This is a genomic window from Amazonocrinis nigriterrae CENA67, assembly GCF_016056305.1.
In the GTDB taxonomy this organism is placed as follows: domain Bacteria; phylum Cyanobacteriota; class Cyanobacteriia; order Cyanobacteriales; family Nostocaceae; genus Amazonocrinis; species Amazonocrinis nigriterrae.
Window position 1 is genome coordinate 58,205 of the sequence record NZ_JAECZC010000093.1, and the last position, 15,394, is coordinate 73,598.

Annotated in this window: 8 protein-coding genes; 2 read left to right on the top strand and 6 right to left on the bottom strand. The window is 39.9% G+C overall.

The window, feature by feature from the left end; translation table 11 throughout:
- Nucleotides 1-39: 39 nt before the first annotated feature.
- The 5 genes from I8748_RS29870 to I8748_RS29890 all read right to left on the bottom strand — a co-directional run bounded on the left by I8748_RS29870 (nt 40) and on the right by I8748_RS29890 (nt 10,794).
- Nucleotides 40-669 carry a response regulator gene (locus I8748_RS29870; protein ID WP_198128110.1) on the bottom strand — a complete coding sequence of 210 codons (630 nt, stop codon included), beginning with the start codon at nt 667-669 and terminating at the stop codon, nt 40-42.
- A gap of 6 nt (nt 670-675) precedes the next feature.
- Nucleotides 676-3,084, bottom strand: coding sequence for a cache domain-containing protein (locus I8748_RS29875; RefSeq protein WP_198128111.1), 2,409 nt, complete (start codon nt 3,082-3,084; stop codon nt 676-678).
- Between the two features lie 619 nt (nt 3,085-3,703).
- Nucleotides 3,704-9,199, bottom strand: a complete 5,496-nt coding sequence (locus tag I8748_RS29880; protein WP_198128112.1) for a trifunctional serine/threonine-protein kinase/ATP-binding protein/sensor histidine kinase — start codon at nt 9,197-9,199, stop codon at nt 3,704-3,706.
- A gap of 523 nt (nt 9,200-9,722) precedes the next feature.
- A complete protein-coding gene (locus I8748_RS29885) occupies nt 9,723-10,451 on the bottom strand; it encodes a hypothetical protein (protein WP_198128113.1) in 729 nt (242 codons plus the stop codon).
- A 169-nt stretch (nt 10,452-10,620) separates the two neighbouring features.
- Complete coding sequence (locus I8748_RS29890; RefSeq protein ID WP_198128114.1) at nt 10,621-10,794, bottom strand: hypothetical protein; 174 nt, start codon at nt 10,792-10,794, stop codon at nt 10,621-10,623.
- Nucleotides 10,795-11,098: 304 nt separating this feature from the next.
- Here I8748_RS29890 and I8748_RS29895 point away from each other — a divergent pair, with 304 nt between their 5' ends.
- Together I8748_RS29895 and I8748_RS29900 are read left to right on the top strand one after the other, a co-directional pair.
- Nucleotides 11,099-12,433 (top strand): KamA family radical SAM protein, encoded by a 1,335-nt coding sequence (locus tag I8748_RS29895; protein ID WP_198128115.1) that lies wholly within the window; start codon nt 11,099-11,101, stop codon nt 12,431-12,433.
- A gap of 38 nt (nt 12,434-12,471) precedes the next feature.
- Entirely contained in the window at nt 12,472-13,446 is a 975-nt protein-coding gene (locus I8748_RS29900; protein ID WP_198128116.1) for a DMT family transporter, read from the top strand.
- A gap of 206 nt (nt 13,447-13,652) precedes the next feature.
- Here I8748_RS29900 and I8748_RS29905 read toward each other — a convergent pair whose 3' ends face one another.
- Nucleotides 13,653-15,296: an acetolactate synthase large subunit gene (locus I8748_RS29905; RefSeq protein ID WP_198128117.1), complete on the bottom strand. Its 1,644-nt coding sequence runs from the start codon at nt 15,294-15,296 to the stop codon at nt 13,653-13,655.
- Nucleotides 15,297-15,394: the final 98 nt, after the last annotated feature.

Sequence of the window (15,394 nt, forward strand, 5' to 3'; positions counted from 1 at the left end):
GTTTTAAACCTATCAAAATGTGAGGTCTCGAAGATGCAACTACAGCCTGACAATTCCCCGATGCAGCGCAGTGACTAGGGCTTGAGTCCGATCGCTCACATTCAACTTGCCGAAAATATTGTTAGCATGGAACCTAACGGTACTCTCAGCGATATTTAAGTCAGCGCTAATCTGCTGGTTATTCTTACCCTTGGCAATCAGGCGCAGCACCTCCAACTCGCGATCGCTCAATTCTTCACTACCCATTCGCTCGGCTAGCTTGGCTGCTATACTGGGCGGAACGTACTTTTTACCTTGATGAACGGTGCGAATCGCATCCAAGAGTTCATTCGGTTCCGCCCCCTTCAGGATATAACCCTTTGCACCAGCCACTAGTGCCTGATAGATATCTTCATCGCCATCAAAGGTAGTCAACACAAGGATTCGGGCTTGTTTAAACTTAGCACAGATAGTCGCGATCGCATCAGCACCTTCCATCTTCGGCATTTGCAAATCCATCAGCGCCACATCTGGCTGATGTTGACGGAACAGTTCTAACGCTTCTTGCCCATCATAAGCATGTCCGACTACAGTCATATCAGGCTCACATTGGAGAAACATTGTTAAAGCTTGTCCTAGAATCGGATGATCGTCAGCAATTAAAATGCGAATAAGATTAGGCTGGCTCATGATGGTTTACTCCCGGTAGACTAACACTGAAACTTCCGTTCCCTGTCCTGGCGAACTCTGAATTGTTAACTTTGCGCCAATACGTTCAGCTCGTTCGCTCATGACTAAAAGGCCAAAGCTGTTGATAATAGATACACTGTTCATATCAAACCCTTGTCCATCATCTTTGATTCGCAAGCTGCACTGTCTTTCTTGATACGCCAGTTCAATTTGGATTTCCCCGGCTTTGGCGTACTTGAAAGCATTAGTCAATGCTTCCTGTCCAATGCGAAACAAGTTGTTTTCCACATCTGGAGGTAGAGGATAGATTTCGCCTATTAGTTGACAGACAATATGTGTATTGGTAGAGGAAAACATCTGTGTGGCGAAGCGATTGAGAGCATAAAAAATGTCGCCGTCTTCTAATAATTGTGAGCGTAGTGCTTTAATGGAACGGCGTGCTTCAGTCAGCCCAGAGTGCGCCAAGTCGCGCCCTGCTTTGATTAATGCCTGTGCTGCTTCTATATCTGTGGTCAGTTTCCGTGAGGCGGTGTCTAAGTGGACAATGACAACGGCGAAGGCTTGCGCTAAAGTATCATGGATTTCCTGTGCCAAGCGGTTGCGTTCTGTTAAGATAGACCGTTCAGCGATTTCCTGTTGTAATTCTTGGGTACGTTCTGCAACTTGTTGTTCTAAAATAGAATTATAATCAGCTAGGAGCTTCTGTGCTTGTTTGCGTTCAGTAATATCAATAGAAGCTGCGATCGCATATACTAATTTTCCAGTCTCATCAAAAATTGGCGTGCTAAAAACTTCTAGAGGGATAATTTTATTGTCTTGATGCAGTTCTAAATTATCAACGTGAACAGTTTCACCTGCTAAAGAACGCATGATTGGTAATTGGGCAGTAGCATACAACTGGTCACTTTCAGCCAGATAAATCTGATAAAATTCTGCTAATTGTTCGCTTTCGACTTCTGCTAATATCTCAATGCCGAGTAACTGTTGTGTAATTCGATTAGCATAGTAGAGTTGCCCAGTAGAATCATGTATGGAAATACCTACAGGCACAGCTTCAAGAAATTGCTTCAGGCATCTTTCACTCTGCAACAAAGCTTTGTTTAAATCCTGCATTTCCACAAATCTTATTTGGAGTTGATGCGCCATACTATTAAATGACTTGGCTAATTCCCCCAACTCATCAGAACGCTTTATTTCTATCCTCTTTTCCCATTCACCTTTTGTAAGTGCTAAAGCAGATTCTTTTAGAGTTATAATTGGTTGAGTTATCCACCGTAAAATTAGAACACCAACAGCAACAGCCACTATTAAAGCAATAATACAAAGTAATATAGTAGTGCGGGTATTAGTATTAATTTTCTCCATAAAATCATCTTCTGGGACTACTACCACAATTAACCAGTCAAGTTTCCGATGATCTTGGAAAGGTAACACTTGGATAAACTGACGCTTACCATTTATTTTAAAATCTAATTGCTGTTCACTTTTAATTGAGTTAAAATTACCAAATTTGGTTTCTAAATATTTAGCAATGGCTTGCGTCATCACATCACTACTATCTTTAGCCAATAGTCGCTTTACTTTTTTTTCTGGCAGTGCTATAGCTGCTTTTGTGAACTGGAATGGCTTTTCTTTTGTTGAAGTTGCCACTAACATTCCCGAACGCTCAATAATAAAACTTTGTCCTTTTTTACCAATCTTTAAACTTTTTAAAAAAGCCCCAATTTGTAAGAGATTTAGATTGGACAACAATACTCCTACTAATTTGCCTTTTCTATTATAAATCGGCTGGCTAGCAGCAATATATAAAGTAGAACCAGTAACATGAGGATAAATCTCGCTCCAGCTTTGTTTACCTGTCTGTAAAGGTTTTTGATACCAATCGCGCTTTTGGGGATTGTAGTTTTTCCCGCTGTCGATGATATTGAGACGATTACCTTTACTATTAGTTCTATAGGTACGCAATTCATAGCCAGTAGATTTACTAGATTCTCTAATTGTCAGTGAGCCATCAGAGTACCTTTCTGCTGAAAATAACTCTCTGTTTAGATTAGCAAAACCAATTAAATTTACACCATCGAATATTTTTAGCTGCTCAAAAAAGTAATGTTCTAATTTTGTAGTATTTTGTATATCTAATTCACCAATACTAATAGTTACTTCGTTAGCTTGATTAAGATTGTGAAGAGGCTCAAGGTAACTTTTTAGGTTCTGTTCAACACGTCGGCTAATTTCAGTTTGAAGTTGTGCTGCGACATCATTGACTGCTTTTTGTCCATTTTTCAATGAAAGATAACCTGTCAAACCCACCGCAGCAGAAATTTGCAGAATAAAGGGTACTATCAGAACAGTTCGCAGAGAAAGTTGAGTAGAAATATTAGTCAAGGCTTGAATAAATAAGTTTTTATTAACCAATAAACTTTTCCTTTTTTTTTACAAAAAAATAAAAAATATTACGTTTTTGAAAAATACAACATGTATATTGGATTTGAGATTATTCTACAGTCAACATTTTTATCGGGATAACAAATATGCAATTTTTCGAGTAGTAAAAAACATTTTTGCATAACTAGTTTTCAAAAATGCATACAAAAAGAGTAAATATAAAAAATCTATCTTTAGACAGATGCTTATTTTATTTGATAAATTTCATAAACTTTATAACTACAAGAAAATACAAATAATTTCCGCATATCTGCGAAATTAGCAGGATACACTCAATCTGAACCTCCGTTAGCCAGTAGGGTGCGTTATGGACGGAACGTCCTAACGCACCGCAAATCTTTGGCGGTGCGTTACTACTAAATTAACTAGAATTGTTATAATATCGAGTTTGCTTGATTACTTGCTAAACACGAACAACCCCACCCCACCAAAGCTATGCTTTGTCTCCCTGCCCCTAATCCCCAGAGGGGGCCCCGACTTCCCCTTGCTAAGGGGAGGGGTTGGGGGTGGGGTGCAATGACTGTGGGAATCATAACTAATTAACCAAAATTCGCATAAATCCTAACTCAATATCATACAACCTGCATCCTTATTGACGAAGGGGAATGCGGATTTGAAACTCTGCTCCGGCTCCTGGTTGTGATATACAAGAGAGTGAGCCGCGATGTTTTTCAGTGACAATTTGATAGCTAATCGATAAGCCCATACCCGTACCTTTGCCCACAGGTTTTGTAGTAAAAAACGGATTGAACAAGCGTTGGCGAACAAACTCTGGCATCCCTTGACCATTGTCTGCAATGCGAATTTCAACATGATGTTCATCAACTAATTCAGTATAAATAGTAATAGTTGGGGTAATGCTTTCTCCTTGACTGCTTGCTAATGAATCTTCTAAAGCATCGATCGCATTACTCAACACATTCATAAATACTTGATTCAGTTCCCCAGCATAGCATTCCACCACAGGCAAGTCGCTGTATTTTTTGATTACCTCAATACCGATACGGTCTGACTTGGCTTTCAGACGATGTTGCAGAATCATCAGTGTACTGTCGATACCCTCATGAATATTAACGGGTTTCATCTCGGCTTCGTCCATGCGCGAGAATGTCCGCAGAGATGCGACAATTTTACGAATCCGGTCTGCGCCAACCCGCATTGAAGACAGTAGTTTGGGCAAATCTTCCATTAGAAATTCCAAATCAATTGCCACAGCTTCTTGTTCTATCTCTGCATGGGGAAATGGGTAATGTTTCTGGTAAAGTTCCAGCAGTCTCAGTACCTCTTGGGTATACTCATTGGCATGAGCTAAGTTGCCAAAAATAAAATTCACCGGATTGTTGATTTCGTGGGCAACGCCTGCTACTAATTGCCCTAAGCTTGACATTTTCTCAGTCTGCACAAGTTGAGCTTGGGCTTGTTGTAGTTTACGCAGATATTGTTTGAGTTGTTCGGCTTTCTCGCGTTCTCGCTTTTCTGATGCTTGCAAAGCTTCATTTTTTGCTACGAGTTCTTGTGATTTGGCTTCTAGTTGTTGCGAGTAAATTTGCAAATTGGTGTAGAGACGGGCATTATCGATCGCAATGGAAATTTGGGCTGTCAATAAATTCAGCACGTTCACTCGTTCTGGAGTAAAAGCACTACTGATCAGATTATTTTCCAGGTAAAGAATACCAGTAAATTTGCCAGAGTGAATCAGCGGTAGACACAAAATTGACTTGCATTGATGGGTGACAATATAAGCATCTGCGGCAAAGCGGGAGTCTTTGACAGCATCATCTATAACCAATTTGTTTTGAGTTATTTCTACATAATTGAATAAGGCAATCGGCAGCAAGGGAGAATTAGTTTGATCTTCTGAATTCACCACAACGCTAATATCTTGACCTGTAATTATTCCTGCTGCTTCTATTCTCCACTCATTCTCATACTTGGCAATCAAATAACCTTGTTGAGCGCCTGCATTTTCCATGACAATTTTCATCAATTTTTCCAGCAGGTTACTTAATACCATTTCTTCTGACAAGGCTAAAGCGGCTTTCATCACCGTCATCAAGTCAAGAATGTGATTACCTCCGGTAGTTGTAGAACTTGTTTGAGTCAGTTCTAGATAATTTGTTTCTAGCTTTTGTGTTTCTGGAGAGCGTGTGATTAATTGTGGATATTTTGACTGTAAATCTTTGACTTTCGCAACAGCCCCCCAACGACCATAAGTATAGTAGGCATTAGTCATGTAGGTTTGGGCGATCGCTTCTTTACCCCATGACAGATAAAATTTAGCCGCCAGTTCGTAGGCTAAGGCTTCTTCATTGATGTACTCGTTTTCTTTCGCCAGCGCGATCGCCTGCTCATACATCTCAATTGCTTCTAATTTTTCACCTAAAACCCGATGCTTTTCTGCCTCTACTAAATAGAATTTATGCAAAAAATTCATGGGAGCATAATGTGCCCATTTATGCATTTTTTCTTGATTAGTTTTGACTCGTTCAAGAATATTTTTTTGCTCTGATTCTGTACTATCTGCATACACTGCTAGATGCACTAGAGAATCGTAGAAATAAAAGATTGCAAAACTTATTTGTCCTATTGCTGCACTCAACGAACTTTCTACTGTAGGAATATTTTTAACTGCTTCCGAGTAATTTTCAAATACATAACAAAGCACAAGTTTGTGCAAATATAAATAATGAATTGCCATTTGGTCGTTGTTTTGCTGATGTAGCGGTAGCATCATCTCTTCATCGTAAGCTTTACCCTTAATCAGGCAGGGATTTTCCGCTTTTCCCCTCATGTTTAAGACAACCTGCCAAAAAATTTCTTGAGCATAAAGTACCGTTTGTTGCTTGATGAGATGAATCGCATTCCTAGAGGTTGCCATTTCTGTTTCCAGCAAAGACAATTCTTTACCACTCAAGTATGCATGAGTGCAGTATACAGACAAACCATAAGCGCCATATTGTAAATCTCCTGTCTCTAGCCCAATAGAGTAAGATGACAGCAAAGGTTCTAAGCTTGCTCTTAGATGCTCTTGCCAATGTCGGATTGTAGAATTTACATTTACTTCTATCTTGGCTTTGATTTCTTTAGCATTCAATTTTGACACGAGATTTACAGCCAATTGACCAAACTGATAACCCGAATTTATATCTCCTAGAACACTGCAAAGAATAAAACCATATATGGTATATGCAAAAAGAGAGAAAGGAGCATTGCCATATTGAACGGATAAATTGATCTGTTTACATACTAATAAAGGCAACAGTTGCGGCGCAGCCATGTATGAGGGAGGACAAATATTTGACAGCAGCCGCATCGTTGCTAGTTGATTAGGATCGCTCATTAGAGGTAGATTGAGCAAGTCTCCAATTGGCTTACCACTCAAAATTGATGCAGTTTCCGCCAGTCCCTGTTCAATATGCGATGGACTTGGCTGTTGGGGAAACTCTACTCCTAACAACTTTAAAGCTTGTAGCCCTGTATTAACTGCTTCCAGCAGCTTGTTCTGGGCCATATCAGCTTGAATTTTGACTTCATATATTTTCACTTTATCTAGTAGTGAGGTGGCGCAGTTCTCTACTACAGCAATGAATCTCTGCATTGCAGCAAAATCACCACTTAAAAATGCTGCTTCTGCTGCTTCTTCATGCAGCGCTAATGTTAGTTGATAGTGACTTTGCCAACTATCTTCTGCTAATAGTCCCAAACCCACTTGCAAATATTTGACGGCGGAATCGTGTGCTGTGGCTGCTTTAGCTCTCTGACCTGCGATAAGATTGAGTTGGGCTAGTTCGTATTTTTCTGTTTCAATTGTTAGTAAATCAGTACCATAATTGAGTTGGTTGACTAGAGCAAATATATTTTCTTTGCGTGCTTCTTTTGAAGTATTTTGTAGTAGTAATTGACCAATTTTGAGATGCGTTGCTTTTTTCTCTTGATCAGGAATCAGAGAATAAGCTGCTTGCTGCACTCTATCATGTAAAAACTTGTAGTCAACTTTGATATCAGTTAAGGCAATCTCGCCAGATTCCTCTTCATTAAATACTAAAGGAATTTTATAATCTTGATTTAACGGCAGAATTAACCCAGCTTGCAGCGCTGACCACAATTGCGTCGCAGTGGTTAGGGAAGATGCTTGATTAACGATCGCTAATACTTCTAAGTTAAATGTGTTACCAATACAAGCAGCTAATTTCAGCACTTTTTGCGTTTCTAGTGACAGTTTGCGAATGTTTCTTGCCGTTAGTTCTACAACATTCAGATCAGTAATGCCGATCGCCTGAATCTGTTGTATATTCCACTGCCACACCCCAGATTGAAACTCATAGGTTAACAAGTCTTCCTGATGCAGGGTTTTCAGAAGTTGTGTTAAAAAGAAGGGGTTGCCTGCGGTTTTGTGATATAATAACTCTGCCAGTAATTTGCTGCTGTCTGTGTCATTCAACGTATCGCCAATTAACCGTTCTACATCTGGTAACTGCAACGGTGACAAGACAATATTATTCACCACAGTATCTGCTGTTTGAATTTTGTCCAAACTGAGCATGAGTGGATGGGTGGGTGATACTTCGTTATCGCGGTATGCTCCGATTAACAATAGATATTTGCGATCGCGATCGGTCATCAATAACTCAATTAAATTCAGCGAAGCCGAATCTGCCCACTGCAAGTCATCGAGAAATATAACTAAGGGATGGTCTTGAGTGGTGAATACGCCAATGAATTGCCCAAAGACGCGATTGAAACGATTTTGAGATTCTGTTGCACCGAGTTGTGTTATGGGTGGCTGAGTCCCAATAATTAATTCTACTTCTGGAATCACATCGATAATAACTTGCCCGTTTTCACCCAAGGCAGTTAACAGTTTCTCTTTCCATACTTGGATTTGGGCAATACTTTCAGTCAATAATTGCTGAATTAAAGACTGGAACGCCTCAATCAAAGATGCATAAGGAATATTGCGTTTGAACTGGTCAAACTTACCTGCAATGAAATAACCCCTAGCTCCTACAATTGGTTTATGAACTTCATTAACCACACTTGTCTTGCCAATTCCCGAATAACCAGAGACAAGCATGATTTCTACCCCCCTCTTGGTAAGGGGGGATTCCGCAGGGTAAGCCACACGGTTAAACGCAGCCATTAACATGGCTACTTCTGTTTCGCGTCCGTATAGAGTTTGTGGAATCAAAAATTGCCCAGATTTGTCCCGTCTTCCTGGTACAAAGTTTTCAATCTTACTAGTGGTTTGCAGCCTAAACAAGCATTCCTCTAAATCTGCTTTTAGCCCCCAAGCACTCTGATAGCGTTCCTCTGCTGTTTTCGCTAATAACTTCAAAATAATTGCACTAATTACCTCTGGCACCTCTTCCAAAACACGACACACAGTTTTTCTACAAGGTGCAGCTGGCGTTTTGGCAATGTGACAGTGTACCAACTCCATCGGGTCGGTAGCATTAAACGGTAAAGCACCCGTCAGCATTTCATACAAAGTCACACCCAATGAATAAAAGTCGGTACGGTAGTCAATTGCCCTATTCATTCTGCCCGTTTGTTCAGGCGACATATAAGCAAGGGTACCTTCGAGCAAATTAGGATTACTCAAAGTAGGATTTTCTTTATCAAGACGTGAGGAAATACTAAAATCAATCAGTTTGACTTCTCCAGAGTCGGGGTCAATTAAAATATTGTGTGGCTTAATATCTTTATGAATAATTTGTTGGGCGTGGAGTTCTCCTAGAGTGTGTGCCAGATTAATCGCCACCTTCAGGAAAGTAATCAAACTAATTGTTTGAGTAGCAATCAATTCTTTCAGCAAGCAACCAGGAATGTCTTCTAAAACCAAAGCCAAACCATGCTGATAATTCTTTAACTCGTGAGGTTTAACAATGCCAGGAATTTGCAGATGTTCAATAATTTGATATTCGTGGCGCAGTCGTGCAATATCTTCTAAAGGTGGATGTTCGCAAGCAAGAGTTTTGATAATGACCGAAGCGTTATCAGTTTCTCGTCGTCCACGATAAATGACTGTCTTACCGCCGTAGTGAAGAGTTTCGAGGATTTGATAACCAGATAAAGTAGCTGTCATTTGTTTCTCTTGCAATGTAAGCATACTTAATATGCCCATGCAAGTCTAACTTCTTAATGATTGATACCAAAATATATAAAAATATATAAAAAATTACAAAAATTTATTACTTAGATCCCGGATTTCTTCTTTGAAGTCAGGAATAGCAAAGGTTTGAGACTGCCACTGCTGCGAAACTTCCTTGAGAGATAATGGCTATATCAACAAAGTTATTTATACAAGTTTAAGGTGCAGTTTTTTCACAACTTCGGGAAAGGCCACATATACTAAGTGTCCACCAAGCTATATGCGTAAATTGGGCGCATTCAAACCACGTAAAGGTAAAGACAAAGTAAGCAATCAAGACTGCTTCAATTCCACGGTAAGGAGACTTGAATACTTGCCACAGACACCATCCTAACAAAGCTAGGTAAGATGCCATTCCCAATAAACCTACAGATAAGATTGTATCTAAAATTAAATTATGTGCCTTAGTCTTGCTTGCGTTCCAAATAGATCGAAATTCTAACTAAAATTCAGTTCACTATTGGATAAGGCGAAACTCAAGAGGTAAAGTAAATATCTCACCCACCCAGACATCTTCTATTTTGAGAATCTCAGGTGGTAGGTAATTGTTTCTTGGCAGCTTTCGCATTGGCATTAAAGAAATAATTCCATCTCCCCAACTAGCTTGTTCCCAGGCAGGATAAGGATTTTCATATATGACATTAATCGAGTATGTACCAGATTCAAAATTGCCATACCACCAGTAGGTAGCATCTTTTCTCATAAATTTAAACTTCAGTTCATTTTTAAACCATTCAAAATATCCTTCAACTAAGAAATTCACACTTTCTCCAGACAACAATAATTTAAAATCAGATAATTCTGGAGATGCAGATCTGTTAGCAATAGGCCCAAACTGTGACACCTTTTGTTTGTTTAATTTGAAGAATTCTGGACGCGCTGCGAAGAGTAAGAAATTACAAGGTTTTGCTCTGTTATTAGTGATACGAATGCCAAACTGAACCTGAGTTTTAGCATTAGACAACTTTGGTGGAATTCGGAGTACACGCTCAGGCATCACTGTTTCAAATTGAATTTGATCTACTTGAACGGTATTATTACTGTTTGATTTAAAAGATGACATGTAGGCTACCTTCTCAGCTTCTATTTTTTCATGCGCCATCACCTTGATTGGTGTATGACTTAATACTATTATTCCAATAAATATTAAAATTACAGCTAAACCTACCGCTTTTGAATGACGCATGAAATATTTACTAAAGTTTAGTAAATATGTGGAAAATAAATTAAATTAAAAATAAATTAGTATTTTTTGTACTTAAGGATAACCAATAAATTACCTAATTCTAAAGACAGGGATCTACTGAGTTATATAATCAAGATTTACAGAATGTTTATCAAGTAATACGCATGATTCATTCAACATGAGCAACTGCTGTGAGAACCCCAATGGACAGTTCGCTCAAGTCGGGAAACCCTGACTGTGCAACTGTCCTTTGCAACGCACTGGCTTTTCTGCCAGGGCGAATGCATCTTGTCAATAAAAGTAGTCTATTATCAATAAACTCTGAAATAATCGCATTAGGCATAGCTTATTGACTTAGTACTAAGTCTTGATTATTACTGGTTTATACTTATATGGGAAAGAAGCGATCGCTATAAATCCGATTCTTTCATTGACCACATGAGTTTAGTTTTTTGTCAATATATTTTTGTGAAATTTAGATGCGTTCGCCCTGGAAATTGCATAGTCTTTTGGCAAAAATCTCGCAGCCGACTGCTAAATTGCAAGAATCAGAAAAAAAGTAGAAAGAGTAAATCAAAGTGCTGCTTAAATTGTAACCTTTTACTTTAAACTATAGACTATAGCTAATTTTTATGGAAAAAATAAAAATGAAAAATCTTAAGCATCGTGAGCTTCAAGAAGGCGAATTTTGGCGTAAATTTCCTGCTTTTGCCGAAGTTTCTCAAGACGAATTTATCGACTACAAATGGCAAATAAAGAATTCAATTTCCGACTTGAAAAAGCTCGTCGAGACAATAGAATACTTTGTTAGCGACGATTTTCTTCTAGCTATTACCAAGGGATTTCATTTGGCACCAATGACTGTTCGTGTCACTCCCTATTTGCTGAGTCTGATTGACTGGAACGACCCTTGGAATGACCCAATTCGCAAACAGTTTATACCCGCAAGCAACCGACTGATTGAAGACCACCCGATGCTGACACTTGACTCTCTACATGAGCAGAAAGATTCTCCAGTATCAGGTCTGACACACCGCTACAGTGACAAAGCACTTTTTTTAACAGTAAATTCATGCCCAGTTTACTGTCGTTTCTGCACGCGCAGCTATGCTGTTGGCGCGGACACTGAAACTGTTAAGAAAATGGATTTATACCTCAATTCTAAACATTGGGAAACCGCATTTCAATATATTGAGTCCTGTCCAGAGCTGGAAGATATAGTCATTAGTGGTGGTGACACATATAACTTATCGGCTGAGGCTATTAAAAAAATAGGTTTTCGGCTACTTCAAATACCCCATATTCAACGCATTCGCTTTGCAACCAAAGGGCTTGCGGTCATGCCAATGAAAATTCTCAGCGATGAGAAGTGGGTAGATGCACTCACGGAAGTAGTTTGTTTAGGACGTAAACTACACAAGCAAGTAGCCATCCACACCCACTTCAATAACGCTCAAGAAATCACGATGATATCCAAACTTGCTATAGATAAGTTGTTTGAGCGTGGTATAGTTATACGTAACCAGTCAGTACTTCTACGTGGTGTCAATGACACTTCTGAAGAAATGCAGCTGCTCGTCAAACGATTGAGCTATATTAACGTCCAACCTTATTATGTCTACCAACACGACATGGTACAAGGTGTCGAAGATCTTCGTACTTCTGTGCAAACTACCATAGAAATTGAAAAGAATGTACGTGGTGTGACTGCCGGTTTCAACACCCCAACATTTGTTTTAGATGCCCCTGGCGGTGGTGGCAAGCGTTGCATTCATTCTTTTGAATACTATAATCCTGAAACAGGCGTTAGTGTCTACACAGCGCCATCGGTCAAGCCAGGTAAGTACTTCATGTATTTCGATCCCCTCCACAGTCTGTCAGAAGAAATTCGTCAGGCATGGAGAGACGAAAACAAACGACAACAAATGTGCTTAGATGCAATCTACCATAGCGGCGTGGCAGTGCGATCGCACTTTGCCTGAGAAGATGGGGATTGGGAATAATGAAAGACAGATAGTCTATGACATTTATTACAGAAACTCACAAACACACTCTGGGACTTGTATTGATCGTTGTTACAGCTTTAATTTTGGGAACTATTCCTGCGGCAATTAAAGAGGCGATCGCTAGTCTTTCACCAGCTACACAATTCGCAATTCGCTTCACAATTGCGGCAATAATTCTTACCCCGTTCCTTCGTAATCTGAATGTAAAGTTAGTGCGTGACGGAGCAATGCTCGGAGTATTACTTTTCGGGGTCTTTGCTACTGCAACCATTGGATTGGAAACTATCTCTGCTAACCAAGCTTCATTTATCTTCGGTCTCAACATGGTCTTTGTCACCCTGTTTGAGCTACTGTTTCGCAAGCGCATATCCATGAGGGCGCTATTAGCAGTGATCCTGGCTTTTACTGGAATTGGGGTGATGTCTTGGAAGAGTGGAGAGTCTGCGATCGGCAACTTATGGTTATTGAGTTCTGCCCTCAGCGATGCTGCTTATATCATTGTGCTGGAGGTGTTTTCGCCAAACCACTCACCTATACCGTTGGTGACAATCCAGCTTTGGGTTGTAGCAGTGTTAGGCTTATTGTGGGCAGCTCCCGAACTGACTCAACACATTGAAACCATTCAAGCAAGTTTAGGTGTATTAATTTACCTTAGCGTAGTTGCCACTGTCTTAGTGCTTTTATTCCAAACCCTTGCACAGCAATGGATATCTGCCCACGAGGTGGCGCTATTCTTGGCTCTAGAACCTGTTTTCGGGGCAATTTTCGCCTTTTTGCTCCTCGGCGAAACCTTTTCAGTTCGCAGTTTCATTGGTGCGGTAATAGTGCTAGTTGGAATAAGTCTGATTTTGATTCCTGCCAAAATTGACGAAAGTGATTCACAACCCCCACAATTACAGGAAAGCACGGTTAGAGATGGTACGCCACTAAAAGGCGAAGTTTTGTTAGGCGTGCTAAATAATGAGCGGGAAATTGAGGAGCTGTTTTAATTTTTTTTGATAGCGTATTATTCAGTTTGGGAATTGGGAATTGGGAATAGGTAATTGGTAATTGGATTTTACTATTAGTCATCACATCTGGCCCATTACCTATCACCCATTACCCATTACCCATTACCTATTACCAGGCAAACCTACTATATCGTAAGTAATTAGCCGAACTTGATATAACTCCTAACTCCTAACTCTTCACTGAATTACACAGCACAACTCAACTCGCCAGCTTTTTGGGTAAAGAGGCGGTTTTCTCGATAGTCTACAGGACAATCAATTACAGCAGGCACATCTTGAGAAAGGGCTTCTTTAAGTACAGGTATTAAATCAAGAGTAGATTCAACTCGATAACCTTTTAAACCCATACTTTCGGCTAATTTGACAAAATCTGGATTACCAAAATGCACAAATGAGGAATTTCCTCTGCCAAATTGATTTTCTTGTTTCCACTCAATTAACCCATAGCCACCATCATTAAAAATTAAGGTGACAAACGGAGTACCAACACGCAAGGCTGTTTCTAATTCCTGGCAATTCATCATAAAACCGCCATCACCAGTCACCGCTACAACTTTGCGGTCAGGATAAACTAGTTTTGCTGCTAAAGCACCGGGAATGGCAATACCCATGGCCGCAAAGCCATTGGAAATAATACAAGTATTAGGGCTATAGCAATGATAATGACGCGCCATCCACATTTTATGTGCGCCAACATCAGAGATAACAATATCATCTGGCCCCATTACCTGCCGTAAGTCATAAATTAATTTTTGTGGTTTGATGGGATAACCTTCATCATGGGCATACTGTTCATAATCAGCACGAATATTTCCCCGTAAACTAATGGCAAAAGGATTAGGTTTACCCTGACGGTCTGCGAGTTTTAAGATTTCATAGAGAGAATCAGAAATATCTCCCACGACTTCAGCATGGGGAATATAACTACTATCAATTTCCGCCGGATTTAACCCAATATGTACAATGGGTATTTTGCCATCAGGATTCCATTTTTTCGGAGAAAATTCGATTAAATCATAGCCAATAGCAATTACTAAATCTGTGTTGTCAAAACCGCAGGTAATGAAATCTCTTTGTTGTAATCCCACTGACCACAAAGCTAAATGATGAGTGTAGGGAATCACACCTTTACCCATGAATGTATTGGCAACAGGAATATTCATTTGGGTGGCAAATTGCGTTACTGCATCACTTGCTTGAGCGCGAATTGCACCGTTTCCTACTAAGATAATGGGGTTAACTGCCTGAGAAATAACTGCTGCTGCTGCCCGAATGCTAGCAAAAGATGCATAAGTTTTTTCAATTTCATCTTTACGCAAAGGTTTGCCTTCGACAGGCATAGCAGCAATATTTTCTGGTAAATCGATGTGAACAGCACCAGGTTTTTCACTTTGCGATCGCTTGAATGCTTTCCGCACAACTTCTGGTGTAATACTCGGTCTGACAATTTGCTTATTCCACTTAGTCACGGGTGCAAACATTGCCACCAAATCTAAATATTGATGGGATTCAATGTGCATTCTATCTGTTCCCACTTGACCGGTGATTGCCACCAAAGGCGCACCATCGAGGTTAGCATCTGCCACCCCAGTCATCAAGTTAGTTGCCCCAGGCCCAAGAGTAGAAAGACAGACTCCAGCTTTACCTGTTAAGCGTCCGTAGACATCCGCCATGAATGCCGCACCCTGTTCATGACGAGTAGTAATAAATTTTATGGAAGAATGTTTAAGTGCTTCTAAAACGTGCAGATTTTCTTCGCCAGGAAGTCCAAAAACGTATTGCACACCTTCATTTTCTAGGCACTGCACCAACAATTCAGCTGTATTCATTTTATTTCCTTACTCACAATAAAAATATGGGAATTGGGAATTGGGAATTGGGAATTGGGAATTGGATTTTACTATTAGTCATCACATCTGGCCCATCA